Raw genomic sequence first — 26,745 nt, 5'->3', positions numbered from 1 at the left:
ACGGCGTCGCCCGCAAGAAGTCTCGCTTGTCCTACGAGGTCGCGCGCAGGAGAGTAAACCGCATGAGCGCACCCGCCCCCTCCCGCCCCACTCCCCGACCCTCCCCCGCCGCAGCGCAGGCCGCGCCCCCTCCCGGCCGGCCCCGTACCGCCGGCTCCCGGCTGGACTGGCGGCTGCGCTTCGCCCTCCTCTCGGTGATCTGGGGCTTCAGCTTCCTGCTGATCAAGGTGGGCACCGAGGCGTTCGCCCCCTTCCAGGTCGCCCTGGGCAGGGTCTTCTTCGGAGCACTGGCCCTGCTCGCGGTCCTGCTGGTGCGCCGCGAGCCGCTGCCCCGCACCGCGCGCACCTGGGCCCACCTGACGGTGGCGGCGCTGCTGCTGAACTCCGTCCCGTTCTCGCTCTTCGCCTACGCGGAGCTCAGCATCCCGTCGAGCCTGGCCGGGATCTGCAACGCCACTTCCCCGCTGTGGGGCATGGCCCTGTCCCTGGTCGCGCTCTCCGAGGACCGTCCGACGCGGCGCCGTTTCGCCGGGCTGGGGCTGGGCTTCCTCGGCGTCCTGACCGTGCTCGGCGCCTGGCAGGGCTTCGCCGGGGTCGACGCCAAGGGCACCGCGCTCGCCCTGCTGGCCGCGCTCTGCTACCCGATCGGCTGGATCTACGTACGCCGGACGCTGGCCGGCGCCCCCGGTTCCCCGGTGGCCCTCACCGGAGCCCAGCTGCTCATCTCGACCGTCCAACTGGCCGCCGTCAGCGCGGCGTTCACCTCGGTACCCGTCTCGTTCCCGCTGTGGCCGACCCTTTCGGTGATCGCCCTGGGCGCCCTGGGCACGGGCATGGCCCTGCAGATGCAGTACCGGTTGGTGACGGAGGTCGGCCCGACCACCGCCCAGATGGTCACCTACTTCATCCCGGTGATCGCGACCACGGCGGGCGTCCTGGTCCTCGGCGAGCAGCTGCACTGGAACACCCCGGTCGGCGCGGCCGTCGTCCTGGCCGGCGCCGCCCTCACCCAGGCCCGCCCGAGGACCCGCGACCCAAAGGCCCCCCGCCCGGAGCGGGTCCGTCGGGCGGCCCTACCCTGGCGGCGATGATCACCGCACGTCTCTCCGGGGGGACACCTTGAGCCCAGCCCTCGCCCTGTTCGCACTCGGCTCCGTCGCGCTCGTCTGCGGAACCTGGGTGGCCACGAACCTGCGCGGCTCCGCCGACGCCCTGGAGCGGCGCGCGGCCGCAGCCGCCGAGCTGACGGCGCACGCGCGCGGCGACCTCGGCCCGCCCCGGCAGATCATGTCCGCCGGGGTCTACCGATTCCTGGGCGGGGTCATCGGCTCCGCCGGCTTCGTCCTCCTCCTGGTGTCCCTGGTCGAATACGCGAGCTGAGGGGGGCGGCCCCGCGCGGGGCCGCCCCCCTCGTCCCGGTCCGGGCGCCTCGCCCCGGCCCGCGGCCCCTGGTCTCAGTCCCGGCGTCCGCCGAGTACGGGACGCACCGCCGAGGCCACTGCGTCGGCCAGCGGGGGAACTTCGGCCGGCGCGAGCCCGGAGACGGTGATCCGCACCGCCGGCCCCGAGTTCACCCGGAACCGGGCTCCCGCCGTCACCGCCCAGCCGGCCGTCAACAGCCGGGTCACCACGGCCGTCTCGTCGGACACCGGCACCCACACGTTCATTCCGCTGCGCCCGTGAGCCCGCACCCCCCGCTCGGCGAGCGCGGCGACCAGCGCGTCCCGCCTGACCCCGTACGAGCGGGCCACCGTCGCCGGGTCGACCGCGCCGGTGGTCCACAGTTCCACCACCGCGTACTGGAGCAGCCGGCTCACCCAACCCGGGCCCAGCCCCTGCCGGCCGCGGACCCGGTCCATCGTCACGGCGTCGCCGGTCAGCACGGCCAGCCGCAGGTCCGGGCCGTACGCCTTCGCCGTCGAGCGGATCAGTGCCCAGTGCCGGGTGACGCCGCCGAGCGCGCACAGCGGGAGGTCCACGATCCCGTGACCGTGGTCGTCGTCGATGACCAGCACGTCGGGGTGGGCCGCCAGCAACTCCCGCAGGAGCTCCGCCCGCTGCGCGCCGACCACCGCGCCCGTCGGGTTCTGCGCGCGGGCCGTCACCACCAGGGCCCTGGCTCCTTCGGCCAGCGCCCCGGCCACCGCGTGCGGCAGCGGGCCGTCGTCGTCGACGGCGACCGGGAGCACCCTCAGGCCCAGCGCGGGGGCGAGGTCGAGCACGCTGCCCCAGCCCGGGTCCTCGACGGCGACCGCGTCGCCGGGCCGCAGGTGGGCCGCCAGCACCCGTTCGATCCCGTCCAGCGCGCCGGAGGTCACGGCGAGGGCCCCGGCCGGAACGCCGTCCGCCGCGAAACCGGCCCGGGCGAGGGCGGCGAGCTCGGGGACCACGGGGTCCTGCCCGTACAGGGTCGGGGCCTGCGCGTACCGCCGGGCGGCCGCCGCCAGCGGCCCCTCCAACGAAGGCAGCAGGGACAGGTCCGGGTTGCCCTGCGCGACGTCGCGCACCCCATCGGGCACGGCCGTGCGCAGCGAGCTCCGGGGGGCGGTCGCGGGCCGGTGCCGCACCCGGCTGCCGCGCCGGCCGTCCGTTTCGATGACCCCGCGCTCGCGCAACGTCCGGTACGCGGCGGCCACCGTGTTGGGATTCACCCCCAACTCACCGGCCAGTTCCCGCATCGCGGGCAACAGCGCTCCCGGCTCCAGGGCGCCCGATCCGACGCCCGCTTCGACACTGGCCGCGATTTCCGATGCGCGACGCCCACTGATCCGATACTCTCCTAGCACAAACAACATTATGCACTAGTACAACGGAGTTCGCACCATGACCACCACGCCCGCCGCCTACGAGCCCACCGACCGCACCGTCCCCAGCCGCTCCCGCGACCGGGCGCGCTACGACCGGGAGACCGTGTACTCGATACTCGACCAGGCCTACGTGTGCCACCTCGGCTTCGTCCGGGACGGCGCGCCGGTGGTCCTCCCGACCCTCTTCGGGCGCGTCGGTGACACGCTCTACGTCCACGGTTCCACCGGCTCCCGCCCGCTGCTGGCCGCCGGCAGGACCGACCCGGGGCTGCCGGTCTGCCTCACCGTGACCCACGTCGACGGCCTGGTGCTGGCCCGCTCGGCCTTCCACCACTCCCTCAACTACCGCTCGGTGGTCGTCCACGGCGTCGCCCGGCAGGTCACCAACGAGGCGGAGTGCCGGATGGCGCTGGACGCCCTGGTCGACCACGTCGTACCCGGCCGCTCCGCCGATTCCCGGCCCGCGAACGCCCGTGAACTCGCCGCGACGGCCGTGATCCGGCTGGACCTGGAGGAGGTCTCGGCGAAGCTGCGCACCGGCGGGCCGAACGACGACGCCGAGGACCTGGACCTGCCGTTCTGGTCGGGCGTCGTCCCGGTCGCCCCGGCCTACGGAACGCCGGTCCCGGCCGCCGACCTGGCCCCGGGCATCGCCGCTCCGGACTACCTCGCCGCGCTCTGAACCCCGGGGGCGGGCCGGACCTCCGCCGGCTCGTCCTCCGGCTCGTCCGCGGGCCTGCGCGCCTCGGCGCCGATGAGCGCGCCGACGGACGCGAGGAGCAGTACGGTGCCCAGCACCACGGCCCCGGTCAGGTGCTCCCCGAGCACCCCGACCGCGATCGCCGCGGCGCTCACCGGCTCGATCAGCATGATCACCGATACGGTCGCCGCGCGGACGGACGCCGCCCCGGTGAAGTAGAGCGCGTACGCCAACGCCGTCGGCACGGTGGCGACGTACAGCAGCAGCCACAGCACCCGCACCGTGTCGGCGGTGTGCGGCACCAGCCCCTCCAGCGCCGCGAGCGGCAGCAGGCACACCGTGCCCACGCCGACCGACCACGCCGTGGTGACGAGCGGGTCGCCGCCCTCCCCGCGCCGTCCGAGCCAGCGCGCCCGCAGGGTCATCGCCGCGTAGCCGGCGGCCGAGAGCAGCGCCCAGAACACCCCGAGCGGCCGCACCTCCCCGCCGCCCGAACCCAGGACGAGCACGGCGAGCCCGGCGAGGGCGCCGCCGACGGCGGCCGATCCGCCCCGGCCCAGCCGCTCGCCCATCCAGTACCGGCCGCCGACGGCGATCAGCACGGGCCCCGCCCCCAGGGTCACGACGGTGCCGACGGCCAGGCCGGTCTCCCGCACGGCGCCGAAGTACGCGGCCTGGAACACGGTGAACATCAGGCCCGTCCCGATGAGCGAGGCGACGGAGGGCCGGTGCGTCCGGCCCCGGCCGCGGACGGCTGCGGGACGCCGGCCGACTCCGGATCGACGTACGGCTCCGGAACGACGCAGGGCTCCTGGGCGGCGTACGGCGAGCACCCCCAGCAGCACGACGAGCCCGCCCGCGCACCGCCAGAAGGACAGGGCGAGCGGGCCGAGGTCGCTGGCCAGGAAGAGGAGGGAGGCGGCGGCCCCGGCGGTGCCCCAGGCAACTCCGGCGACGACGAGGTACAGCAGATCGCGCCCGGTGGCGGGCGAATGGTTCGACACGTGGTTCTCCGCGCATGCGTGAAGGATGAGGAAAGCGGGTCATCGCTTCGCGGGCAGCACGAACCCGCCCCGGGCCGCCGGAGGGCGGCCGGGACGGGTGGGTCCTCAAGGGAGCAGCCACCCGCCCGGTCCTGCGCGGGAATCCCCGCGGGCACCCGCACGACGGGCGGGCACCGCGGAGCGTCCGGACAGGACCTAGGCGGCGGGAGGCGGAAGCACGGTCGAAGGCATGGTCCGTACCCTACGGGCTCCTCCACCGACCTGACCAGGCCGGTCGCCCGGCGGCCGCGTCACACCCGGGTGTGCTCCAGGTCGAGCACGGCGGGGTCGGCCGCCGCCGGCGGGGTCGGCCGGGCGGACTGTGCGATGAAGGCGCCGCTCAGGACCAGTGCCCCGCCGACGATCTGCGGGAGGGAGAGGTGTTCGCCGAGCAGGATCCACGCGAGGACGGTGGCGATGACGGCCTCCAGGCACGCCACCACGCCCGCCACCTGCGGGGAGAGCTTGCGCACCGAGACCACTCCGGTGACGTACGCGAACACGGTGGCGACCAGCACCACCCAACCGAGCAGGGCGAGCGCGGGCACCGCCAGGTCGCCCAGGGCCGCGTCCCCGCCCAGTACCCCCCAGTCCATGTTCCAGGGCCGGGCGATCACGGTCATCACCAGGGTGCCGATGATCATTCCGTAGGCGATCACGCCCATCGGGTCGGGCACGTCGTCCCCGTCGGCCCCCTGGTCCGCGAAGACGAAGTAGCAGGCCTGGCAGCAGGCGGCGGCGAGACCGAGCAGCACACCGAGCGGATCCAGGCTCAGACCCGCCCAGATCTCGACCACGCAGGCCAGGCCGACGACGGCCACCGCGGCCCCCGCGGCGGCGGCCCGGGTCACGGGCTTGCGCTGGACGAAGCGGATCCACCCGAGCAGGAGGGCCGGCCCCAGGTACTCCAGGAGCAGGGCCACGCCGACCGGGATCCGGGACAGGGAGGCGAAGTAGAACGCCTGCACGCCGGCGACGGCTATGAGCCCGAAGCCGGCGAGGAGCAGGGGCTTGCGCCGTACGAGATCACGGTGCCGCCAGGCGAGGGGGGACAGCACCAGCGCCGCCCCGGCCACCCTGAGCCACACCATGTGGAGCGGGTCCAGCCCCGCCTCGATCAGCGGCTTCGCCGCGACCCCCGAACCACCGAACGCGCACGCCGAGACGAGGGCGAGGCCCAGTCCGGCGTTCTTCCCTGACGCTTGCATCCGGCCATCATGGCAGGACCGGTCAGCACCGTCACGCCTATGACGCCTGTTGAGACGCAGCCGAGACCGGGGCTCCGGCGATCCTTCGTATCTGACAGGTCGTCAGTATTGAATGTTGGGGTCGCCGGGACTACCTTCCGCCGCACGTACCCGACGAGAAGGGGTGGACGCATGGCTGAAGTCACCGCGGAATCACGCATCGAGGCGCCCGCCGCGCAGCTGTGGGCCCAGCTGACGGACTGGGACGCGTACGGGCAGTGGAGCATGACCCACACCAACTTCCCGAAGGGCGGACCCGAGACCCTCGCGCTCGGCGCCACCTTCGCCGAGAACATGAAGATGATGGGCTTCCCCGCCGAGGTGCTGTGGACCGTTTCGGAACTGGAGGACGAACGCCTCTTCGCCATCACCGGCAAGGGCCCCATGGGCGTGGCCGTCCTGACCCGCTACACCCTGACCGAGGACGGGGACGCCACCACCGTCCGCATCGACGGCGAGTTCACGGGCGCGGCCGTGTCCCTGATGGCGGGCAAGCTCAAGGACTCGGCCACCGCGGCGCTGAACGAGTCGCTGCGCAAGCTGGCCGGCCTGGTCGTCTGACCAACGCCCACCGGAGCCCGCCCGATCCCCACGGGCCGGTTCCATCCGTACGGAGCCGGTTCGATGCATCGGGACGGCGACATGACGGCGCGCCCCGCGAGGCTTCTCGCGGGGCGCGCCGTCGTTCGCATCCGGGGCGGCCGTCGGACGGGGGCCGGGGGCCGCCGGGCGGCTCAGTGCTCGTCCGCCAGGATCAGGTAGAGCTTCTTGCGGGCGTCGTTGATCACGGCGAGGGCCTTTTCCCGCTGCTCGGGCGAGCCGGTCTTGAAGACCTGCCCGAAGGCCTCCATCAGACCGACCCCGGCCGTGCGGACCTCGTGCATCGCCTCGAAGTCGAAGCCCCTCCCGGCGTCCGCCCAGGGGGCGTCCGGACCGGACTCGGCCTCGGCGCGGCCGGCGTCGGTGAGGGTGAACAGCTTCTTGCCGCCCTCGCTCTCGCTGACGATGAGGCCCTCGTCCTCCAGGAGCTGGAGGGTCGGGTAGACCGAGCCGGGACTGGGCTTCCACGCCCCGCCGCTGCGCTCGCCGATCTCCTGGATCATCTCGTAGCCGTGCATCGGCCGGTCGGTGAGCAGCGCCAGGATCGAGGCGCGCACGTCACCGCGCCTCGCCCGACCCCGCGGTCCACCGCGGCCGCCGCGCCCCCCGAAGGGGCCGCCGCCGAAGGGCGGGCCGAACGGCCCGAACGCGGCACGCCGCTCCCGGAACTCCTCCCGACGGTCGGGCCCGCAGTGGCCGTGACCCCGCCCGTGCTCATGCCCTTGTCCATGGTCGTGCTGTCCACGTGAACGCATCACTGCGCTCCTTTCGTCATCGCTTGTCATTGCGGTCGTCGTCTTTCGACTCCTTCACTATCGCTGATCCATCGCGATGCGTCAACGATATATCGGAAACTATCGCCGACACTCGCCCATGGACGGGATCGCCATGGTTGGGAACGTGCCGGATCGCGACCGCACGCGGGCCGCCCCGATTCCGGCGCCACCGCGCGGGGAAGCCCCGGTCAGGAGCCGATCCCGGCTCGGATCGACCCGGCGGGCCGCGCGCGGGATCCTCGACGCGAACCGCGTCACCGTCGCCGGGCCCACCGCGGTTCCGACCGTGGTGCGCCGCCCACCGGCCGGGACGGAACCGGGGGCATCCGGCCCCCGTCCGCCCCGGGCGGGCGATCCCCCGGCGGCGACCAGGCCAGTCGGCCCCGATTGGCCTTTGTCCGGTTCCGGCGCACCGCCCTACCGTCGGATCCATGCGCATCCGAATCGTCGACGCCTTCACCGACCGCCCCTTCCACGGGAACCCCGCCGGAGTCCTGCTCCTGGACGGACCCTTCCCCCCGGACGCCTGGCTCCAGCGGGTCGCCGCCGAGGTGAACCTGTCCGAGACCGCCTTCGCCCGCCCCCTGCCGCCCGGCGGGGACGCCGACTGGGCGCTGCGCTGGTTCACCCCGGCCGCCGAGGTCGACATGTGCGGACACGCCACCCTCGCGACCGCCCACGTCCTCGCCTCGAACGGGCTCGCGGAGGGCCTGATCCGCTTCGACGCGCGCTGCGGCGTCCTCACCGCCCGCGCCTGCGACGACGGCTCGATCACGATGGACTTCCCGACGTCATCGCTGACGCCGGTGGACCCGGACCCCGCGGTGGCCCGCGCGTTGGGCGCCGGGATCAAGTCGGTGCACGACACGTCCGCCCACATCGGCGACCTGGTGGTCGAGCTGGCCGACGAGCGGGCCGTGCGCGAACTCACCCCCGACCACGCCGCCCTGCGCGCCCACTCCCGCCGCGGGGTGATCGTCACCGCGGCCGCCGAGAACCCGGACCTCGGCTACGACTTCGTCTCGCGCGGCTTCTTCCCCGCCGTCGGCATCGACGAGGACCCGGTCACCGGCAGCGCCCACACCGCGCTCGCGCCCTTCTGGGGCGAGCGCCTGGGCCGCACCGGGATGACCGGCCTGCAGGGCGGAGCCCGTACCGGTCTGGTCCGCGTCACCCTGGCCGGCGAGCGCACCCTCCTGACCGGGCACGCCGTCACCGTCCTCGACGGCGAACTGCTCACCGCCCCCTGAAGCTCCCCCGACCCCCGGCTACGGGGTGGGCAGCCAGCCCACCTTGCCCGCGAGCAGCGCGTACCCGCCGAAGGCGACGATGTCGAGCAGCGCGTGCGCGACGACGAGCGGGCCCACCCGGCCCCAACGGCGGTAGGCCAGCACGAAGACCACGCCCATCACCATGTTGCCGATGAAGCCGCCGATGCCCTGGTAGAGGTGGTACGAGCCGCGCAGCACGGAGCTGGCCAGCAGCGCCGCCATCGGGGACCAGCCCAGTTGGTCGAGCCGGCGCAGCAGGTAGGCCAGCACGATGACCTCCTCCACCACGGAGTTCTGCACCGCGGAGAGGATCAGTACGGGGAACTTCCACCAGACGTCGGGCAGCGCCTCGGGCACGACCGTCAGGTTGAAGCCGGTCGCGCGGGCGGCCAAGTAGAAGGCGAGTCCGGCGCTGCCGATCCCGGCGGCCACGAGCGCCCCGCGCCCCAGGTCCTGCCACGGCCGGGTCCGGTCGAAGCCCAGGACCCGCAGCCCGGGCGCCCCCTCGCGGGTCAGCAGGTGCGCCACGAGCAGCACGGGGACGAGCGCCGACGCGATGCCGAACAGCTGCCAGGCGAGGTCCAGCCAGGGCCGGCCGGGCGCGTACGAGCCGTTGAGCGTGGCGGCCTGGTCCTTCAGGCCGCCCGGCTTCGTGAGCGAGCCGATGAAGCTGATCAGCGCGGAGACCCCGCTCGCGCCCAACGACAGCGCGAGCACGAGCAGCGTCTCGGTGCGCAGGACGCCCCGACGCCGCCCGTCCTCGTCGAGCTCCACCACCACCGGCTCCGCGCGCACGCCCGACTCCCGTCCCGCCGTCCCGCTGCGAGCCATCCCGCCGCGACGTCCTGTTCCGATCACCCCATACTGCCTCCTCGGCGACCGGAGGGGATGATCGCGGCGGAATCGGGGGGTGCGGGAACGACGGACGTGGACCGCGGGGCCGGCCCGCAGGCGCGGAACGGTCCGGTCAGCGGCCGGCCAGGCTCGCGGCGTCCACCTCCCGTTCCGCGATTCCGACGGGCCAGGTGTGCACGGGATCGCCCCGGTGCATCAGCTCGCTGTACCGGCGGGTGGTCGCGGCGAGCGCCGCCTCCCGGTCGAGCCCGCCGGCGCGGGCCCGGTGGTAGGTGTCCACCTGCCAGGTCGCCCCGTTCACCCGCCGCCGACAGCGCTCCTCGATGATCCCCAGGTAATGGTCCCGGTCCGCGGCCTCGATCCCCCAGGCGTCCAGGCCGGCCGCGGCCATCGGCAGCAGCTCGTCCAGCACCAGCCTCACCGCCGGTACGCTCACCAGGCCCCCGGCCCGGCCGCGGCGGGGCCACCGCAGCCGGGCGTCGATCCCGTACCGGCAGGCCGCGTCGAAGTTGGCCTCCGCCTCGGCGAACGGCATCCGGGTCCACACCGGGCGCGGTTCGTCGGCGAGGGTGCGTACGAGCCCGTAGTAGAAGGCCGCGTTGGCGACGACGTCGGCGACGGTCGGCCCCGCCGGCAGCACCCGGTTCTCCACGCGCAGGTGCGGCACCCCGTCGGCGACCCCGTAGACGGGCCGGTTCCAGCGGTAGACCGTCCCGTTGTGCAGGACCAGTTCCTGAAGGCTCGGCACGCCGCCGTCGGCCAGGACCCGCAGCGGCTCCTCCTCGTCGCAGATCGGCAGCAGCGCGGGGAAGTAGCGGAGGTTCTCGGCGAACAGCTCGTACGCCGAGTCCACCCACCGCTCCCCGAACCAGGTCCGCGGCCGCACCCCCTGGGCCTGGAGCTCGGGCGGCCGGGTGTCGGTGGCCTGCGTGAAGAGCGGCGGCCGGGACTCGCGCCACAGCTCGCGCCCGAACAGGAAGGGGGAGTTGGCGCCGACCGCTATCTGTACGGCGGTCACCGCCTGCGCCGCGTTCCACACGTCCGCGAACCGCGCCGGCGTCACCTGCAGGTGGAGCTGTACGGAGGTGCAGGCGGCCTCCGGCACGATCGACCCGGTGCTCCAGGTCAGCCGCTCCACGCCGTCGATGTCGAGGGTGAAGTCCTCGCCCCGCATCATCAGGATCTGCTCGTTCAGCAGCGAGTAGCGGTCCACCGCCGAGAGGTTGGCCGGCGCCAGGTCCGCGCGGGACAGGGTCGGCAGGATCCCGATCATCACCACCCCCGCGTCGATCTCAGCGGCCTGCCGGTGGGCGTAGTGGAGCCCCGCGCTCAGCTCCTCCGCGAGCTGGTCGAATACCCGGCCGTCGAGACGGTGGGGAAGTACGTTGACCTCAAGGTTGAACAATCCGAGTTCGGTCTGGAAATCGGGGCTGGCAATCCGCTCCAAGACCTGGGCATTCACCATTCGCGGCAAACCGTCGGCACCCGCGAGATTCAATTCGATCTCCAACCCCATCATGTTCTTGGGGCGATCGAACCTCTTCTCCGCCAGAAGCCGCTCCAGTCCCTCCAGGCACTCGTGAAGCTTCCTCCGATACCGTTGCCGATCGGACAGGTCGAATCCGCCTGCCACGACCTTCTCCCCCATCGAAGCGTCCCTCCTCCAGGCCCGGCCGAGTGCACCCGGGCACGCATGTACGGTCGATGATGCCCAGGCGCCGTGATCGATAACGCGGGTGACCGCCCCTCGGACAGGAGCGCGCGCCGGTATGGCCGGATGGGCGCTTCGGCACATTCACCTGGCAAGTCGTCGTATGCAAATTCCGCGTCGACTTTGCCGGTTCCGGATAACCGATGCTTTCCAGCCGAGCCCCCTTCCGGTAGCCTCCGAGGTCAGCGCGTCAGGTCTGCGCTCAGGCAGCACGAATGGCATCGCAGCGGGACCGGTAAGCGACTTGTCGGCAATAGCAGGGACAGCTAGCCGAAACACTGCGTGAACACGTGTCGTATAAACTCCGCAATCGAGGCAGAGAGTTGGCGCGCGGTCATTGCCCCTCAGCCCCCCTCTGACCCCAGAATGCGACAGCGCCGTCCCGTTCCTTCCCCCGCACCACAGGTCTCCCAAGTGAGAGGCGACCCACCATGCCGCTGCATGTCCCTCCGGCTCCCGCGCCCGCCCTGCGCAGCGTCCTCGCGGCACTCGGTTCCCCCACCGCCGTCCACGAGGCGCACACTCCGGCCCTGCGCACGGTCCAGGGCCCCCTGACCGCCGAACTGCCCCTTCCGGTGCACGTGATCGACCGGCTCCACCCGTCCAACCTCACGGCCGGCGGAAGGCCCCCGCGCACCCGGCTCACCGCGTGGCGGTTCCTGATCCGCAGCGGGGACCGGTTCGTCGCCGCGGCCGATACCCGTCTCACGGCGGACGGCTGGGCCTTCTCCCACTTCTTCGAGGGCCCCTACGTCACCGCCACCGAACGCGCCCTGCGTCAGGCGGAGTCGATGGGGACGGGCTACCAGCCGCGCCTGCTGTCCGTACCGGAGCTGTACATGCTGACCCTGTGGCTGCACGGCGCGGTCGGCGCCGACGCGGCGGCCGGCCTGCCCGCCGCCGCCGACCTGCTGGTTCCGCTCGCCCCGGCACCTCCCGGCATCGCCGCCTTCAGGCCGCACACCGTGTCCGAACTACTGCCCGTACTGACGCACAGGCTGACCCGTCAGGCCCCTCCCGTCCCGCCTCCCGTAGCCGCTCCGGCGGCATGACCACAGCCACCCGGATGACCCATTCGGCCTAGTCCGCTCGGGCCACTCGTGAACCATCCGAAATGACAGGGGAGTTGGCCTGAACCGCCCGCACGGGTGATGCGTCCTCAATCCATGAGGACAGCTGCCGGGAAATACCTGCGAAGCAGCCGTCCTGGGGGAAGACTGAGCCCATCCTCCCCGCAGGTGCGGGGACGACCCAGGGGGACGGCCATGAATCACGCATCGAGCCGTAGCGAACAGACCACACCGCAGCGAAAGAACGCATCCATGTGCCAGCACCAGCCTGCCTGCCCGTCATCAGAATCCGCCGACCGGGAGGCCGCGCGCCCGGTGGCCAACCACCCGGAGCAGGGCTGGAGCCTGCTGTGCAACGGTGTCCTCCTCTTCGAGGACACCGGTGAACTCCTGCCGGACGGCCAGATCATCGCGCCGCACCGCCCGCTCGCGGCGGCCTGACCGGACCGAACGAAGGGGCCGTTCCCGGAGCATGACTCCGGGAACGGCCCCTTCTGCGTCGGCCGCAGACTTCAGCGGCCCGTCACCGCTCCCGCGGGATCAGTTGTCGTACTCGTCCAGCGGCGGGCAGGAGCACACCAGGTTCCGGTCGCCGAACGCGCCGTCGATCCGGCGCACCGGCGGCCAGTACTTCTCGGCGGGCGAGACACCGGCCGGGAAGACCGCCTCGTCGCGGGTGTACGGGTGGTTCCACTCGCCGCCCAGCGACGCCGCGGTGTGCGGGGAGTTGGCGAGGGGGTTGTCGTCCGCCGGCCACTCGCCGCCCGCGACCCGCTCGATCTCGCCGCGGATCGCGATCATCGCGTCGCAGAAGCGGTCGATCTCGGCGAGGTCCTCGGACTCCGTCGGCTCGATCATCAGCGTGCCGGCGACCGGGAAGGACATCGTCGGCGCGTGGAAGCCGTAGTCGATCAGGCGCTTGGCGATGTCGTCGACGCTCACGCCGGTCGCCTTCGACAGCGGACGCAGGTCGATGATGCACTCGTGCGCGACCAGGTTGCCCGGGCCCGTGTACAGCACCGGGTAGTGCGGCTCCAGACGCTTGGCGATGTAGTTCGCGCCCAGTACCGCCACCTGGGTGGCTCGCTTGAGACCCTCACCACCCATCAGGCGTACGTACGACCAGGAGATCGGCAGGATGCCGGCCGAGCCCCACGGCGCGGCCGAGATCGGGCCGACGCCCGTCTCGGGCCCGGCCGTCGGCTGCAGCGGGTGGTTCGGCAGGTACGGGGCCAGGTGCGCCCGGACACCGACCGGACCCACGCCGGGACCGCCGCCGCCGTGCGGGATGCAGAAGGTCTTGTGCAGGTTCAGGTGCGAGACGTCGCCGCCGAAGTGACCCGGCTTGGCCAGACCCACCAGGGCGTTCAGGTTGGCGCCGTCGACGTACACCTGGCCACCGGCCTCGTGCACCTGGGCGCAGATGTCGGCGACGTGCTCCTCGAACACACCGTGCGTCGACGGGTAGGTGATCATCAGCACGGCGAGCTCGTCGCGGTACTGCTCGATCTTGGCGCGCAGGTCGGCCGCGTCCACCTCGCCGTCGTCCGCCGTCCTGACGACGACGACCTTCATGCCGGCCATCACGGCGCTGGCGGCGTTGGTGCCGTGCGCCGAGGACGGGATGAGGCAGATGGTGCGCTGCTCGTCGCCGTTCGCCCGGTGGTAGGCGCGGACGGCCAGCAGGCCGGCGAGCTCACCCTGGGAGCCGGCGTTCGGCTGGATGGAGACCTTGTCGTAGCCGGTGACCTCGCAGAGTCGTTCCTCCAGCTCGGTGATGAGCGTGAGGTACCCCTCCGCCTGCTCGACCGGGGCGAACGGGTGCAGCTGGCCGAACTCGGGCCAGGTCACCGGCTCCATCTCGGTGGTCGCGTTGAGCTTCATCGTGCAGGAGCCCAGCGGGATCATGCCGCGGTCGAGCGCGTAGTCCTTGTCAGAGAGCTTGCGCAGGTAGCGCAGCATCGCGGTCTCGGAGCGGTGCTGGTGGAACACCGGGTGGGTCAGGACCTCGTCCGAGCGCAGCAGCCCCTCGGGGAGGGTCTCGTCCGTGGACGCGTCCAGGGCCTCCAGGTCGGCGTCGACCCCGAAGGCGCCCCAGACGGCCTCGACGTCGGCGCGCAGGGTGGTCTCGTCGCAGGCGACGGACACCAGGTCGGCGTCGACCTGGAAGAGGTTGACGCCGGCCTCACGGGCGGCGGCGACGACCTCGGCGGCCTTGCCGGGCACCCGGGCGGTGATCGTGTCGAAGTACGAGCCGTGAACGACCTCGACGCCGCCGGCCGTCAGACCCGCGGCGAGCAGGGCGGCGTAGCGGTGGGTGCGGCGGGCGATCGTCCGCAGCCCGTCCGGCCCGTGGTAGACGGCGTACATGCCGGCCATGACGGCGAGCAGCACCTGCGCGGTACAGATGTTGCTGGTCGCCTTTTCGCGGCGGATGTGCTGCTCGCGGGTCTGCAGCGCCAGGCGGTAGGCCTTGTTGCCGTCCGCGTCGACGGAGACGCCGACGAGGCGGCCCGGCAGGGAGCGGGCGTGCTTGGCCTGGACGGCCATGTAGCCGGCGTGGGGTCCGCCGAAGCCCATCGGGACGCCGAAGCGCTGGGTGGTGCCGACGGCGATGTCCGCGCCGAGCTCGCCCGGCGAGGTCAGCAGGGTCAGGGCGAGCAGGTCGGCCGAGACGGTGACGACGGCACCGAGCTCGTGCGCCTGGTCGATGACCGGCTTGATCTCGCGCACGGCGCCGGAGGCGCCGGGGTACTGGAGCAGCACGCCGAAGACGCCGCGCTCGGCGATCTCGGCGGGGATGCCGTCCGAGAGGTCGGCGACGACGACCTCCACGCCCGTGGGCTCGGCGCGGGTCTCGATCACCGCGATGGTCTGCGGCAGCGCGTCGGCGTCGATCAGGAAGACGCCGCCCTTGACCTTGCCGACGCGCCGGGCCAGGGACATGGCCTCGGCGGCGGCGGTGCCCTCGTCGAGGAGGGAAGCGCCGGAGGTCGGCAGACCGGTCAGGTCGGCGACGACGGTCTGGAAGTTCAGCAGGGCCTCCAGGCGACCCTGCGAGATCTCCGGCTGGTAGGGCGTGTACGCCGTGTACCAGGCCGGGTTCTCCATGACGTTGCGCAGGATCACCGGCGGGGTGAACGTGCCGTAGTAACCGAGGCCGATCATCGAGGACAGGACCTGGTTGCGGTCGGCGAGCGAGCGGAGCTCGGCGAGCACCTCCGCCTCGGTCCGCGCGTCGGGCAGGTTCAGCGCTTCGGCGGTCTTGATCACATCCGGTACCGCGGCGGCGGTGAGCTCGTCCAGGGAGCCGTAGCCCACCTGGGCGAGCATCTTCGCCTGCGCCTCGGCGTCCGGGCCGATGTGGCGCTGCTCGAAGGGGATGCCTCGCTCCAGCTGGGAGAGCGGAATGCGGTTGGCGGTCATTACGGAGGCCTCCTGGTCGTATGACCTGCGAGGGGCACCACGGCGCGGGCACCCGGACGGCCTCCCCCTCTGTCATCTCAACCTGAGAGCTTCACCGGGCCACGCGGGGGTCGCCCGCGGGATCCGGCTTTCACCGTCGGTGAGGAGAGGAGCCGGTACTGCGTCCCGGCACCGCTCCTGCTTTCCAGAGTGGCCTCTTCACGTGCGGTACGTATGCCTGAGAGATTCCGGGGAGGATTTGCTCCTTCGGCGCCTCCGTACAACTCATTCGGAGGACTCTCCCGCACAGGGTCAACAGCCGTCACCCAGCCTACCAGCGAGGATCTGGACCCTCCCTCGAGTGGCCCCGTCTGCGGATGTGCACTTTTGTAGTGATTACGGATGGAGTTGCGACCAAGTGGAGGGACCGTGCAGACCGACATCGATCCGCGCAGCCTGATCGGCCGCAAGGCATTCGACCGGAACGGCGCCAAGATCGGCACCGTGGACGAGGTCTACCTCGACGACGCCACGGGCGTCCCGGAGTGGGCCGCCGTGCGGACCGGCCTCTTCGGTCGGGACGCCTTCGTCCCGCTGGAGCCCAGCGAGGTGGTGGACGACGCCCTGCGCGTGCCGTTCGAGCGTTCCCTCATCAAGGACGCCCCCGATTTCGGGGTCGGCCGTCACCTCTCCCCCGAGCAGGAGCTCCAGCTGTACCACCACTACGGGCTCGACGTGGTCCTCCCCTCGGAGTTCCAGCACCCGCCGCCCCCGCCCGCCAAGAAGCGCCGCCGCGACGCGGGCCGGCCGGCCGGCGGGAGTTAGGCGGTACCCACCAGGGGCAGCGGATCGGACGGCTCCAGCTCGGGGTCGTCCACCCGGAAGGTGCGGACCCGGCCGGGCTGTGTCCCGGGCTGCTCGAACCGTACGGTCACGCGCCCCACGCCGCTGCCCTGGACCCAGCCGAGCCCGTACACGGCGTGCCGTACGTCACTCCCGGCCGCCCAGTGGCGCACCACACCTCCCTCGGAGCCGACGGCCGTCACCACGGCCCCGCCCGCGGTTCCACCCGCAGCACCGCCCGTACCGCTCGCGCCGTCCGTACCCGTGGCCTCCCCAGCTCCCTCAACCCCATCGCCCGCTCCGGCCTCCACGCCGCCGGACGACCCGTCCGCCCCGTCCGGCGCAACGGCACCGTTCTCCTCCGCTCCGTCCGCTTCCCCGTCCGCCTCCGCGGCGCGCACCTGGGCGAAGAGGTCCTCCTGGGTGTAGTCCGCGAGGCCCGTCACCCCGACCCCGAGCAGCCGGACGCCCCCCGTGGTGTCCACGCCCTCCAGCAGCCGCGCGGCCGCCTCGCGCACCACGGCCGGGTCGTCCGTCGGGCCCCGCAGGGTCTCGGAGCGGGTCAGCGTCGAGAAGTCGTAGCGCCGCACCTTGAGGACGATCGTGCGACCCGAGTGCCCGGAGGCCCGCAGCCGACCGACGCACCGGTCCGCGAGCCGCTGCACCTCGTGGCGGATCCGCACCCGGTCGTGCAGGTCCACGTCGAAGGTGTCCTCCACCGATACGGACTTCGCGTCGCGCTCCGCGACCACGGGCCGGTCGTCCAGCCCCAGCGCCATCCGGTACAACCCCGCCCCGTGCGCCCTGCCGACCATCCGCACCAGCTCGTCCTCACCGGCTTCGGCGAGCTCCCCGACCGTGGTGATCCCGGCCCGGCGCAGGTGCTCCCCGGTGGCCGGACCGACGCCGGGCAGGGTCCGCACCGACATCGGCGCGAGCAGTTCCCGTTCGGTGCCGGGTTCGATGAGCAGCAGTCCATCCGGCTTCGCCTCCTCGGAGGCCACCTTGGCGAGCATCTTCGAACCCGCGAGGCCCACGGAGCCGCTGAGGCCCGTCGCGGCCGTGATGTCGGCCCGCAGCCGCTCCCCCACGGCCCTCGCCCCGGCCGCGTCGAAGGCGGCGGAGCCCGCCTCCAGGTCCACGAAGGCCTCGTCCAGGCTGAGCGGCTCGACCAGTGGGGACAGCTCCCTGAGCAGCCCCATGACCAGCTCGCTGACCTCGCGGTAGAGGCTGAAGCGGGGGATCAGGCAGGCCCCGTTCGGGCAGAGCCGGCGGGCCTGGGCCATCGGCATCGCCGAATGGACGCCGAACCGCCGGGCCTCGTAGGAGGCGGTGGCCACCACCCCGCGCGGTCCGAGCCCCCCGACGATCACGGCCTTCCCGCGCAGGCTGGGCTTCGACGCCTGCTCCACGGAGGCGTAGAAGGCGTCCATGTCCAGGTGCAGGATGGTCGGCGCGGATCTCACAGCCCGATGCTGCCCTACGGCACTGACATCGCGGCGGCCAACGCGACGCCGGCCGTCCCCGCGGCCGTGCGGGGCGGGTTCCGCCGCTCGGGACGGCCGCCCCGGTCCGACCGGGTCAGACGGCCCGGTTCCGGCGCGCGGCCAGCTCGTCGGTCGGATTGTGGCCGACGAGGGTCTCACCCGTGTCCACGCGCTCCCCGTGCAGCTGCGACAGGGCGTTCTCCACGTCGCGCCAGACGACGCCCACCGCGATCCCGAAGACGCCCTGCCCGCCCTGGAGCAGGCTCACCACCTGGTCCGGCGAGGTGCACTCGTACACGGTCGCGCCGTCGCTCATCAGCGTCATGCGCTCCAGGTCGTGGAATCCCCGGTCCCGCAGGTGCTGCACGGCGGTGCGGATGCTCTGCAGCGCCACCCCGGTGTCCAGGAAGCGCTTGACGATCTTGAGGACCACGACGTCGCGGAAGCTGTAGAGCCGCTGCGTGCCGGATCCGTACGCGGGTCGCACGCTCGGCTCCACCAGCCCGGTCCGTGCCCAGTAGTCGAGCTGCCGGTACGTGATGCCCGCCGCGGCACATGCCGTGGGGCCGCGGTAGCCGACCTCTTCGGGCGCCGGGGCGTCGCTCACCGGTCCGACCGGCGTGGACGCCGGCTGACGGTGCGCGGGCCCGGCCGCGCCGCCGTGCAGCGGGTACGGTCCACCATCACTCCGTGCGGGGATGCCCCCGGTCGTACCGTCGCCCGTGATCCTCACGCCGACCCTCCGTCCTTGACCTGCCCACCTTGAAGGTAGGCAGTGACCAGGGGTGCGTCAACGATCGCCACACTCGGCACGCCGAGTGATAATCACCCTGAGAGTGGTTTCCCGTACCCCATTGCGGGGAAAGGCTACTCGAATGGGCTGAAAGTTCCCGGTGGACGACGCGGCCGCGTTTCACGCCGCGCTCCACCACGACCCTCACTGTGGGCCGGTGCCGAAGTCCTCCGGTGAGATCTGGTCGAGGAACTCGCGGAACTTCTCCACCTCGTCCTCCTGTTCGTCGGGAATGGCGATTCCGGCGTCGTCGAGCACACCGTCACTGCCGTAGATCGGCGTCCCCGTCCGCAGGGCCAGCGCTATGGCGTCGGAAGGCCGCGCGCTCACCTCGACCCCGCTGGCGAAGACCAGCTCCGCGTAGAAGACACCCTCCCGCAGATCCGTGATCCGGACCTCGGTGAGTTCCTCACCGACCGCTTCCAACACGTCCTTGAACAGGTCGTGCGTCAGCGGCCGGGCAGGGGCCATTCCCTGCTGGGCGAAGGCAATGGCGGTAGCCTCCCCAGGACCGATCCAGATGGGGAGGTACCGATCGCCTCCCACTTCACGCAGGAGCACGATCGGCTGGTTGGAGGGCATTTCCACCCGGACACCCACAACGTCGAGCTCGTTCACACAGCAACCCTAGGACCTGCCCGGCCGGTTTGGGTAGTCGGGGCCCCACGCCGACCAGCGCCGTCAGCGCAACCGGACGCCGAGAGCGGTCTGCACGAGGGCCTCGTGGAGCCGTACGGACAGGCCCGCGAGCTCCTTCAGCGTCGCCTCGGCGTGCGCCCTGGTCTGGGGGTTGCGGTGTCTGCGCAGCGGCGCCACGACCTGTTCCACCAGCCCGGCCTCGCGGTCGGCGGCCGCCTTCATGGCACGCAGGTGGCGCGGCTCCAGGCCGAACCGGCCGAGATCGGCGATCAGACGGGCGACGGTGACCGTCTCCGCGTCGAACCCGCCGCCGGGGGCCTCGCAGATGAGGCCGTACGACTCCCACTCGACGAGCCGCTCCTCGTCCGCCTCCGCGGCGGCGATCAACTCGGCCCGCCCCACCCGGGGCACGGTCGGCCGCTCCCGGCCGACCTCGCCGTACACGGCGGACGGGCTCGCGGGATCCACGGACTCGCCGTGGGCGGCCGGTCCGGGGATGCGGATCTGCTCGCCCCGGTCGAGCGCGTCGAGCTGCTCCCGGATCACCTTCAGCGGCAGGTAGTGGTCACGCTGGAGGCGCAGGATGTGCCCGAGCCGTTCCACGTCGCCGGTGCTGAACTTGCGGTATCCGGAAGGCGTGCGCCGGGGCTCGACCAGCCCCTCCGCCTCCAGGAAGCGGATCTTCGAGATCGTGACCTCGGGGAACTCGTCGCGCAGCGTGGTCAGCACCGTGCCGATGCTCACCAGCCGCCCGGCCTGGCCGACGTTGCCGGCGGTGCCGCTCTTCGGGGCACCGCCGGTGGGGGTACGCAGCATGGAACCTTCCCTGTGGTTCCCCCGGACCGGATCCGGGGGAAGGGTCAGATGCCCCGCAGGCTCGCGTAGAAGACCAGCCGGTACTTGCCGATCTGCACCTCGTCGCCGTTGTGCAGGGCGACCGCGTCGATCGGCTCGCGGTTCACGTACGTGCCGTTGAGGCTGCCCACGTCGGAGACGGTGAAGCCGCCCTCCTGGCCCCTGCGGAACTCGACATGACGCCGGGAGACGGTGACGTCGTCCAGGAAGATGTCGCTCTGCGGGTGCCGGCCCGCCGTGGTCAGCTCACCGTCGAGGAGGAAGCGGCTGCCCGAGTTGGGGCCGCGCCGGACGATCAGCAGAGCGGAACCCGGCGGCAGCGCTTCCACCGCGGCCTGGGCCTCGGGAGAGAGCGACGACGACGCGTGCGGCTGTCCCGACACCTCGGCCTCGTAGGCCTCGAGGCCCGAGATCGAGATCGTGGACGTGGTCTCCGAGGCACGCTCCGGCGTCAGGCCCGCCCGCAGCGGCGCGCCGCAGTTGGAGCAGAAGCGGCTGGCCGCATCGCTGCGGTGCCCACACCTGCTGCAAACCTGCTCGGCCGACATGGACGGCTCCTCGCGCCGCGGCTGCCCCGCGGAGGCATTGGTGGCATACGGGTCGGGCGCAAACCCTCCACCCGCACTTGAGGTTGATGGTTCACCGAAACCTATGCGTCCGGAACCGGCAGGGTCAACACCCGACGCGCCCTGCGCGCCCGAATTGTCACCCTGGCCGGCCACCTCATCGCGGAAGAGCGGCCGGTCGCCCTGCGCTTCCCCGTCTCCGTGCCCCGCGCGGTGCCGCGCGGAGCCGCTCTCCTCGCGGTTCTTCTTGCCGAACAACTTCTCAAACAACTTCACGGGCGATTCCCCTTGACCGAAACAGACCCGCCCGTGGGGCAGGACGAACTCTGCATGCACACACCTGCCGACCCGGACATTCTCACAACGTCCGTAACCACCAGACAGTTTCCACCACGCACCGCGACTTCGGTGCGTCGACCCCCCGCAGGCGTCCGCCCGCGTGAGCCGGTCCACATCACGCCCGACATCACGGCGATGACGACCGAGCGTAGTCAGGCTGCTTCGCAGCCCGCAAGGCATCCACAACGATCTTCGCCGACCGCGTGACGGCGACCGTCGCCTGTTCCTTCTCCAGCGTCTGCACCACACCGCCGGGGATGTTGAGCGCCGGCTCCAGATCCTGCGGCCTGCCGATCACCTTGAACTCGTACGGCTGTGTGATCTTCTTACCGTCGATCGCCACGCCGCCGCCCTCGTCCGAGAAGAACGAGCTCGCCACGACGCGCACGCCGTTGATCTGGATCGCCTCGGCCCCGGCCGCCCGCAGCTCCTGCAACGTGTCCAGTAGCTGGTCGGACTGCACGTGTCCCTGCGGATCGGTGATCCGCAGGGTGATGCCGGGTCCCTGCGCTGCCACCGTACCGGCCAGGATGCCCAGTTGGCGTTCCTTCTCCACGGTCTGCCGGCGGGCCTCCTCGGCCTGGTTGGAGCTGCTCTCCAGCTCCTTGCGCTGATCGTCGAGCCGCTGCTTCTCGTCCTCCAGGCGCGTGGTCCGCCCGTCGAGCTCGTCGAGGATCCGTACGAGGTCCTCCTGACGGGCACCGCGCAGCGGGGCGCTGGAGTCGCTGTTCGACCGCACCTGGATCGCCAGCCCCAGGCCGAGGACGAACAGCAGCAGCGCGACGATCAGTTGGGCCCGGCTCACGCGCGGCGGCCACAGCCCGGCCGCGAGGCGCTGCCTGCCGGTCTGTTCCTCCTCGGTCGTGCCGGGGCCCGCGGAAGGTCCCTCGGAGGGCTCTGGCGCGGCCTGCGGCGCCGGTTCGTCCTTCCGGAGCCGCTCGGGCTCCCCGGACTCCCCCAGCGGGGTGTTGTCGCTGCTCATCGGCCTCACGCCCGGAAGACGTGCCGACGGATGGCCGCGGCGTTGGAGAAGATCCGGATGCCGAGGACGACGACCACGCCCGTCGACAGCTGCGCGCCGACGCCCAGCTTGTCGCCGAGGAAGACGATCAGCGCGGCCACGACCACGTTCGACAGGAAGGACACCACGAAGACCTTGTCGACGAAGATGCCGTCCAACATCGCGCGCAGACCGCCGAACACCGCGTCCAGCGCGGCCACCACCGCGATCGGCAGATACGGCTCGACGACGGCCGGCACTTCGGGCCGGACCAGCAGCCCGACCACCACTCCGGCCACCAGGCCCAGTACCGCGATCACGATGCACCCTTCTTCGGCTCTTCTGCCGTGGCTGTACGCACGGTCAGGCTCGATGCGGCCGGCACCTTCACCTCGTCCACGGCGGACAGCGTGTAGCGGATCCCGTAGCTCTCCTGCAACACGTGCAGGTACTGGCCGTCCACGGAGTCCTGGAAGTTGGTGCCGAGCCGTTTCTTGTCCCCCACCGCAAGGACCTCGTACGGCGGCACCAGCGGCTTGTTGTCGACCAGTATCGCGTCACCGGCCGCCCTGATCGCCGACAGCGCCGTCAGCCGCTGTCCGTTGATCGAGACGGCCTCCGCGCCGGCCTGCCACAGTCCGTTCACGATGCGCTGCATGTCCCGGTCACGGACCCGGCCGGTGTCGGAGAATCCGGCGCTCTCGCGCGGTCCGCCGCCACCTGCGGCGGCGCCCTTGGCGTCGTCCACCACCAGCTTGACGCCGGGACCGCGGACCTCGGTCGCGCCCGACAACAGGGCGACGAGCCGGCCCTGGTCCCCGCCGTGCTGTTGGAGCGCCGCGCCCTGCCGGTCGGCGACCTCGGTCCGCAACCGTTCGATGTCACGTTCCAGGCCGTCCGCACCTGCGTCCGCCCGCTCCACGCGGTCGATCAGTTCCTGGCGCTCCTTGGCCAGCACCGGCGCCGCTATGCGCGCCTGGGCGGCACCGAGCGTGACGACCATGGCGGCGATGACGAGCCCGGCGGCGAGCGCCAGCTTCGCCTTGAGGGTCCGCGGCAGCCCTGCCGTTCCGTCCGCCCGGCTCCGGGCCGCCGCTTCCGCATAGCCCTCGTCGAGGCTGTGGTCCATCACGTGCGTCAGCAGCGACATGGAGGCGTCCGGGCGCGCGGGCGGTGTGGCCGAACTCCGGTTGTTGGGCGGCTGCGACATGCACCACATCGTCGCATGTCGCCCCCGCTCCCACCGAATGCGGTCGCACGGCGGGCCGGGACGGGCAACTGCCCGTCCCGGCCCGCTCCACTCGCTGTTACGCGACGCCGCTCAGTGCTGTCCCGCGCCGTCCACGACTTCCGCCCACTCGTCGAGGAGTGCCTGCGCGGACGCGTCGTCGGGCCCTTCCGCCCACAGGTGGGTGACCGCTTCCGCCGGGTCCGGCAGGACGAGCGCCCACCGTCCGTCGGCCTCGACCACGCGCACTCCGTCGGTGGTGTCCACCTGCCGCTCTCCGGCGACCTCCACGACCCGCCGCATGACGAGCCCCTTCACGGCCCACGGCGTCGGCACGTCCCGCTTGAGCACGTGCGCCCGCGGGATCCGGGCGTCGATCTGGCTCAGCGTGAGCTGTGTCCGCGCGACCAGCCCGATGAGCTGCACGAACGCCGCCGAACCGTCGAAGACGCTGCCGAACTCGGGGATGATGAAACCGCCCCGGCCGTCACCGCCGAAGATGGTGCTCTCGGCGCGTCCCACCCGGGTCAGGTCGTCGGGCGAGGTCGTCGTCCACTCCACCTGCGTCCCGTGGTAGGCGGCCACCTGCTCCGCGACGCGGGTGGTGGTCACGGGCAGCGCCACCTTGCCGCTGCGCTTCTCCGCGGCGACCAGGTCGAGGAGCACGAGCAGCGCCCGGTCGTCCTCGATGATCCGCCCGCGTTCGTCGACGAGCGAGATGCGCTCGCCCACCGGGTCGAAGCGGATGCCGAAGGCGGCCCGTGCCGAGGCCACGATCTCCCCGAGCCGCACCAGCCCGGCCCGCCGGGACTCGGCGGTCTCCGTCGGCCGGGACTCGTCCAGACCGGGATTGATCGTCAGCGCGTCGACCCCGAGCCGACCCAGCAGGCTGGGCAGCACCAGACCGGCACTTCCGTTCGAAGCGTCGACGACGACCTTGAGGCCGGAGTCGGCGATCCCGGTGATGTCGACGCGCCTCAGCAGGGAGCCCGTGTACGAGTCGAAGACGCTCGACGGGAACTGCAGGTCGCCGATCTCCCCCGGGAAGGCACGTCGGTACTCCTGGCGCGCGTAGACCCGGTCCAGCTTGCGCTGGCCCGCCTGCGAGAGGTCCGCCCCGCGCTCGTCCAGGAACATGATGTCCACGGAGTCCGGCACGCCGGGCGAGGTTCTGATCACGATGCCGCCGGCGGCGCCGCGGGCCGTCTGCTGCCGGGCCACCGGCAGCGGTACGTTCTCCAGGTCGCGGACGTTGATGGCACTGGCCTGGAGCGCCGAGATCACGGCCCGCTTGAGCGCTCGCGCGCCTCGGGAGTGGTCACGGGCGGTGGTGACGATCGCCCCCTTCTTCAGGGTGGTGGCGTAGGCGCCCGCCAGCTTGACGACCAGCTCGGGGGTGATCTCCACGTTCAGGATTCCGGAGACCCCGCGGGCACCGAACAGGTGTGCCTGCCCGCGCGACTCCCAGATCACCGACGTGTTGACGAAGGCGCCGGCCTCGATCGTCTTGAACGGGTAGACGCGGACGTTGCCCTGGACGATGGATTCCTCGCCGACGAGGCATTCGTCGCCGATGACGGCCCCGTCCTCGATCCGCGCGGCCCGCATGATGTCGGTGTTCTTGCCGATGACGCAGCCGCGCAGGTTGCTGTGGGGGCCGATGTACACGTTGTCGTGGACGACGGCCTTGTGCAGGAAGGCTCCGCTCTTCACGACGACGTTGGAGCCGATGACCGTGTGTTCCCGGATCTCGACCCCGGCTTCGACCTTGGCGTAGTCCCCGATGTACAGGGGGCCGCGCAGGACGGCGTCGGGGCTGACCTCGGCGCCTTCGGCGATCCATACCCCGGGGGAGATCTCGAAGCCCTCCATGTCGACCTGGACCTTGCCCTCGAGCACGTCGGCCTGCGCCTTGACGTAGCTCTCGTGGGTGCCCACGTCCTCCCAGTAGCCCTCGGCCACGTAGCCGTAGATCGGCCGGCCTTCCTTCATGAGCTGGGGGAAGACGTCACCGGACCAGTCGACCGAGACGTCGGCGTCGACGTAGTCGAAGATCTCGGGCTCCATCACGTAGATGCCGGTGTTGATGGTGTCCGAGAACACCTGGCCCCACGTGGGCTTCTCCAGGAAGCGTTCGACCTTCCCTTCCTCGTCCACGATGGTGATGCCGAATTCCAACGGGTTCGGCACCCTCGTCAGGCACACGGTGACCAGTGCGCCCTTCTCCTTGTGGAAGTTGATGAGGTCGGTGAGGTCGAAGTCGGTGAGCGCGTCGCCGGAGATGACGAGGAAGGTGTCGTCCTTCAACGCCTCCTCGGCGTTCTTCACGCTTCCGGCGGTGCCGAGTGGCTTCTCCTCGTTGGCATAGGTGAGCTCCATTCCGAGCTCCTCGCCGTCCCCGAAGTAGTTCTTGACGAGCGACGCCAGGAACTGCACGGTGACCACGGTCTCGCTGAGCCCATGCCGCTTGAGCAACCTGAGCACGTGCTCCATGATCGGCCGGTTCGCCACCGGCAGGAGCGGCTTGGGCATGCTTGAGGTCATGGGGCGAAGCCGCGTACCTTCGCCACCGGCCATCACGACGGCCTTCATGTCGGAAGAGTCCTCCTAGAGAGATGACGGTCTGGCCGACCTCACCCGCCCCGGACGGTGACTCCGCTACTCCTCCGCGTCAGTTACCGGCGCCGAGCGAGCTCAATCGGCCGTGGCATCCGCCTTCACGAGACGACGGACTTGCACCACGTAAAGGATTCCTGCCCACCAATAGAGCGTTGTACCCCATCCCGCGAACGCCCATCCGAAAACGGACGCCGTCCAGGCCAACCAGCCGGTCCCGTCGCTGAGCAACAGGAGGGGGAACGCGTACATCAGGTTGAAGGTCGCGGCCTTGCCGAGGAAGTTCACCTGGGGCGGCGGATAGCCGTGCCTGCGCAGGATCCACACCATGACCAGCAGCATTGCCTCACGGGCCAGGAGCGCGGCGGTGAGCCACAGGGGCAGGATCTCGCGCCATGTCAGGCCGAACAGCGTGGTCAGGATGTAGAGGCGGTCCGCGGCCGGGTCCAACAGCCGGCCCAGTTTGCTGATCTGATTCCAGCGGCGCGCGAGTTTTCCGTCGAGGTAGTCACTGATCCCGCTGAGCATGAGGACCGCGAGTGCCCACCCGTCGTACTCGGCCAGGATCAGCCAGAGGAACAGCGGTACGCCGGCGAGGCGAGCCATGCTCAGGATGTTCGGAATGGTGAAAATTCGGTCAGTCTGGACCCGAGTCTCCTGGACCTCCACCCGGGGGCCTCCACTGTGACTGTAGAAAATGTCGAATCGATGCCCCCTGACCCTACAGGAGTCCCTGACCAGGCCTTGAACGCAGAAAAGCCCCGCACCAGTTACCTGGTGCGGGGCTTTCCCACAATGATTGTTCGGCGGCGTCCTACTCTCCCACAGGGTCCCCCCTGCAGTACCATCGGCGCTGAAAGGCTTAGCTTCCGGGTTCGGAATGTAACCGGGCGT

At 71.6% G+C, this 26,745-nt stretch carries 25 protein-coding genes, 1 rRNA gene and 1 riboswitch; of the genes, 8 read left to right on the top strand and 18 right to left on the bottom strand.

Annotation, left to right across the window (positions count from 1 at the left end; all coding sequences use genetic code 11):
* The first annotated feature begins 62 nt into the window (after positions 1 to 62).
* Both ACFVS6_RS17775 and ACFVS6_RS17770 read left to right on the top strand, forming a co-directional pair.
* Positions 63 to 1,091, top strand: coding sequence for a DMT family transporter (locus ACFVS6_RS17775; RefSeq protein WP_389704749.1), 1,029 nt, complete (start codon positions 63 to 65; stop codon positions 1,089 to 1,091).
* A 28-nt stretch (positions 1,092 to 1,119) separates the two neighbouring features.
* The gene (locus ACFVS6_RS17770) at positions 1,120 to 1,380 is read left to right on the top strand and encodes a hypothetical protein (protein ID WP_389704748.1); all 261 of its coding nucleotides are present in this window, start codon (positions 1,120 to 1,122) and stop codon (positions 1,378 to 1,380) included.
* Positions 1,381 to 1,454: 74 nt separating this feature from the next.
* On the opposite strand, the gene ACFVS6_RS17765 is transcribed toward ACFVS6_RS17770, so the two are convergent.
* Positions 1,455 to 2,786 (bottom strand): aminotransferase class I/II-fold pyridoxal phosphate-dependent enzyme, encoded by a 1,332-nt coding sequence (locus ACFVS6_RS17765; RefSeq protein WP_389704746.1) that lies wholly within the window; start codon positions 2,784 to 2,786, stop codon positions 1,455 to 1,457.
* A gap of 37 nt (positions 2,787 to 2,823) precedes the next feature.
* On the opposite strand from ACFVS6_RS17765, the gene ACFVS6_RS17760 reads away from it, so the two are divergent.
* Positions 2,824 to 3,489: a pyridoxamine 5'-phosphate oxidase family protein gene (locus ACFVS6_RS17760; RefSeq protein WP_389704744.1), complete on the top strand. Its 666-nt coding sequence runs from the start codon at positions 2,824 to 2,826 to the stop codon at positions 3,487 to 3,489.
* On the opposite strand, the gene ACFVS6_RS17755 is transcribed toward ACFVS6_RS17760, so the two are convergent.
* Positions 3,471 to 4,511, bottom strand: a complete 1,041-nt coding sequence (locus ACFVS6_RS17755) for a DMT family transporter (RefSeq protein ID WP_389704742.1) — start codon at positions 4,509 to 4,511, stop codon at positions 3,471 to 3,473. The two genes, ACFVS6_RS17760 and ACFVS6_RS17755, sit on opposite strands and share 19 nt — an antisense overlap.
* A gap of 290 nt (positions 4,512 to 4,801) precedes the next feature.
* Positions 4,802 to 5,758 carry a DMT family transporter gene (locus tag ACFVS6_RS17750; RefSeq protein WP_389704740.1) on the bottom strand — a complete coding sequence of 319 codons (957 nt, stop codon included), beginning with the start codon at positions 5,756 to 5,758 and terminating at the stop codon, positions 4,802 to 4,804.
* Positions 5,759 to 5,929: 171 nt separating this feature from the next.
* Here ACFVS6_RS17750 and ACFVS6_RS17745 point away from each other — a divergent pair, with 171 nt between their 5' ends.
* Positions 5,930 to 6,358, top strand: a complete 429-nt coding sequence (locus ACFVS6_RS17745; RefSeq protein ID WP_389704739.1) for an SRPBCC family protein — start codon at positions 5,930 to 5,932, stop codon at positions 6,356 to 6,358.
* A 173-nt stretch (positions 6,359 to 6,531) separates the two neighbouring features.
* On the opposite strand, the gene ACFVS6_RS17740 is transcribed toward ACFVS6_RS17745, so the two are convergent.
* Positions 6,532 to 7,152, bottom strand: coding sequence for a PadR family transcriptional regulator (locus ACFVS6_RS17740; RefSeq protein ID WP_389704737.1), 621 nt, complete (start codon positions 7,150 to 7,152; stop codon positions 6,532 to 6,534).
* Positions 7,153 to 7,604: 452 nt separating this feature from the next.
* Here ACFVS6_RS17740 and ACFVS6_RS17735 point away from each other — a divergent pair, with 452 nt between their 5' ends.
* Positions 7,605 to 8,423 carry a PhzF family phenazine biosynthesis protein gene (locus ACFVS6_RS17735; RefSeq protein ID WP_389704735.1) on the top strand — a complete coding sequence of 273 codons (819 nt, stop codon included), beginning with the start codon at positions 7,605 to 7,607 and terminating at the stop codon, positions 8,421 to 8,423.
* 18 nt (positions 8,424 to 8,441) lie between these two features.
* Here the strand turns inward: ACFVS6_RS17735 and ACFVS6_RS17730 are convergent, their stop codons facing one another.
* Together ACFVS6_RS17730 and ACFVS6_RS17725 are read right to left on the bottom strand one after the other, a co-directional pair.
* The gene (locus tag ACFVS6_RS17730) at positions 8,442 to 9,275 is read right to left on the bottom strand and encodes a CPBP family intramembrane glutamic endopeptidase (RefSeq protein ID WP_389704733.1); all 834 of its coding nucleotides are present in this window, start codon (positions 9,273 to 9,275) and stop codon (positions 8,442 to 8,444) included.
* A 136-nt stretch (positions 9,276 to 9,411) separates the two neighbouring features.
* Entirely contained in the window at positions 9,412 to 10,947 is a 1,536-nt protein-coding gene (locus ACFVS6_RS17725) for a glutamate-cysteine ligase family protein (RefSeq protein WP_389704731.1), read from the bottom strand.
* A gap of 494 nt (positions 10,948 to 11,441) precedes the next feature.
* Here ACFVS6_RS17725 and ACFVS6_RS17720 point away from each other — a divergent pair, with 494 nt between their 5' ends.
* Both ACFVS6_RS17720 and ACFVS6_RS17715 read left to right on the top strand, forming a co-directional pair.
* Entirely contained in the window at positions 11,442 to 12,062 is a 621-nt protein-coding gene (locus tag ACFVS6_RS17720; RefSeq protein ID WP_389704730.1) for a hypothetical protein, read from the top strand.
* A gap of 270 nt (positions 12,063 to 12,332) precedes the next feature.
* The gene (locus ACFVS6_RS17715) at positions 12,333 to 12,521 is read left to right on the top strand and encodes a DUF5999 family protein (RefSeq protein ID WP_007262885.1); all 189 of its coding nucleotides are present in this window, start codon (positions 12,333 to 12,335) and stop codon (positions 12,519 to 12,521) included.
* A 99-nt stretch (positions 12,522 to 12,620) separates the two neighbouring features.
* Here the strand turns inward: ACFVS6_RS17715 and gcvP are convergent, their stop codons facing one another.
* Positions 12,621 to 15,506: an aminomethyl-transferring glycine dehydrogenase gene (gene gcvP / locus ACFVS6_RS17710; protein ID WP_389704728.1), complete on the bottom strand. Its 2,886-nt coding sequence runs from the start codon at positions 15,504 to 15,506 to the stop codon at positions 12,621 to 12,623.
* A 195-nt stretch (positions 15,507 to 15,701) separates the two neighbouring features.
* Positions 15,702 to 15,800, bottom strand: a riboswitch (glycine riboswitch).
* 114 nt (positions 15,801 to 15,914) lie between these two features.
* Between gcvP and ACFVS6_RS17705 the strand changes: the two genes are divergently transcribed.
* On the top strand, positions 15,915 to 16,310 hold the full coding sequence (locus tag ACFVS6_RS17705; protein ID WP_389704726.1) for a PRC-barrel domain-containing protein: 396 nt from the start codon (positions 15,915 to 15,917) through the stop codon (positions 16,308 to 16,310).
* Here the strand turns inward: ACFVS6_RS17705 and ACFVS6_RS17700 are convergent.
* The 11 genes from ACFVS6_RS17700 to rrf form a co-directional block, all read right to left on the bottom strand.
* Positions 16,307 to 17,794, bottom strand: a complete 1,488-nt coding sequence (locus ACFVS6_RS17700; protein WP_389704725.1) for a DNA polymerase IV — start codon at positions 17,792 to 17,794, stop codon at positions 16,307 to 16,309. The two genes, ACFVS6_RS17705 and ACFVS6_RS17700, sit on opposite strands and share 4 nt — an antisense overlap.
* Before the next feature lie 115 nt (positions 17,795 to 17,909).
* Positions 17,910 to 18,548: a MerR family transcriptional regulator gene (locus tag ACFVS6_RS17695; protein WP_389704723.1), complete on the bottom strand. Its 639-nt coding sequence runs from the start codon at positions 18,546 to 18,548 to the stop codon at positions 17,910 to 17,912.
* Between the two features lie 204 nt (positions 18,549 to 18,752).
* A complete protein-coding gene (locus ACFVS6_RS17690) occupies positions 18,753 to 19,226 on the bottom strand; it encodes a bifunctional nuclease family protein (RefSeq protein ID WP_007262890.1) in 474 nt (157 codons plus the stop codon).
* Positions 19,227 to 19,289: 63 nt separating this feature from the next.
* Entirely contained in the window at positions 19,290 to 20,063 is a 774-nt protein-coding gene (locus ACFVS6_RS17685) for a MerR family transcriptional regulator (protein WP_389704722.1), read from the bottom strand.
* A gap of 44 nt (positions 20,064 to 20,107) precedes the next feature.
* The gene (locus tag ACFVS6_RS17680; RefSeq protein ID WP_389704924.1) at positions 20,108 to 21,052 is read right to left on the bottom strand and encodes an FHA domain-containing protein; all 945 of its coding nucleotides are present in this window, start codon (positions 21,050 to 21,052) and stop codon (positions 20,108 to 20,110) included.
* Positions 21,053 to 21,134: 82 nt separating this feature from the next.
* Positions 21,135 to 21,989: a DUF881 domain-containing protein gene (locus ACFVS6_RS17675; protein ID WP_389704720.1), complete on the bottom strand. Its 855-nt coding sequence runs from the start codon at positions 21,987 to 21,989 to the stop codon at positions 21,135 to 21,137.
* Between the two features lie 5 nt (positions 21,990 to 21,994).
* Positions 21,995 to 22,327: a small basic family protein gene (locus tag ACFVS6_RS17670; protein ID WP_281207173.1), complete on the bottom strand. Its 333-nt coding sequence runs from the start codon at positions 22,325 to 22,327 to the stop codon at positions 21,995 to 21,997.
* Positions 22,324 to 23,217, bottom strand: coding sequence for a DUF881 domain-containing protein (locus ACFVS6_RS17665; RefSeq protein ID WP_389704718.1), 894 nt, complete (start codon positions 23,215 to 23,217; stop codon positions 22,324 to 22,326). The genes ACFVS6_RS17670 and ACFVS6_RS17665 overlap by 4 nt, the downstream gene beginning before the upstream one ends.
* 111 nt (positions 23,218 to 23,328) lie before the next feature.
* A complete protein-coding gene (locus tag ACFVS6_RS17660) occupies positions 23,329 to 25,827 on the bottom strand; it encodes a sugar phosphate nucleotidyltransferase (RefSeq protein ID WP_389704716.1) in 2,499 nt (832 codons plus the stop codon).
* Positions 25,828 to 25,929: 102 nt separating this feature from the next.
* Entirely contained in the window at positions 25,930 to 26,520 is a 591-nt protein-coding gene (locus ACFVS6_RS17655) for a CDP-alcohol phosphatidyltransferase family protein (protein WP_281207176.1), read from the bottom strand.
* Positions 26,521 to 26,652: 132 nt separating this feature from the next.
* Positions 26,653 to 26,745: ribosomal RNA gene (rrf, locus tag ACFVS6_RS17650) — 5S ribosomal RNA — on the bottom strand; the annotation flags it as partial.

The organism is Streptomyces sp. NPDC057939, assembly GCF_042887545.1.
Lineage (GTDB): Bacteria > Actinomycetota > Actinomycetes > Streptomycetales > Streptomycetaceae > Streptomyces.
This window is presented reverse-complemented; position numbering and strand designations above follow the sequence as displayed.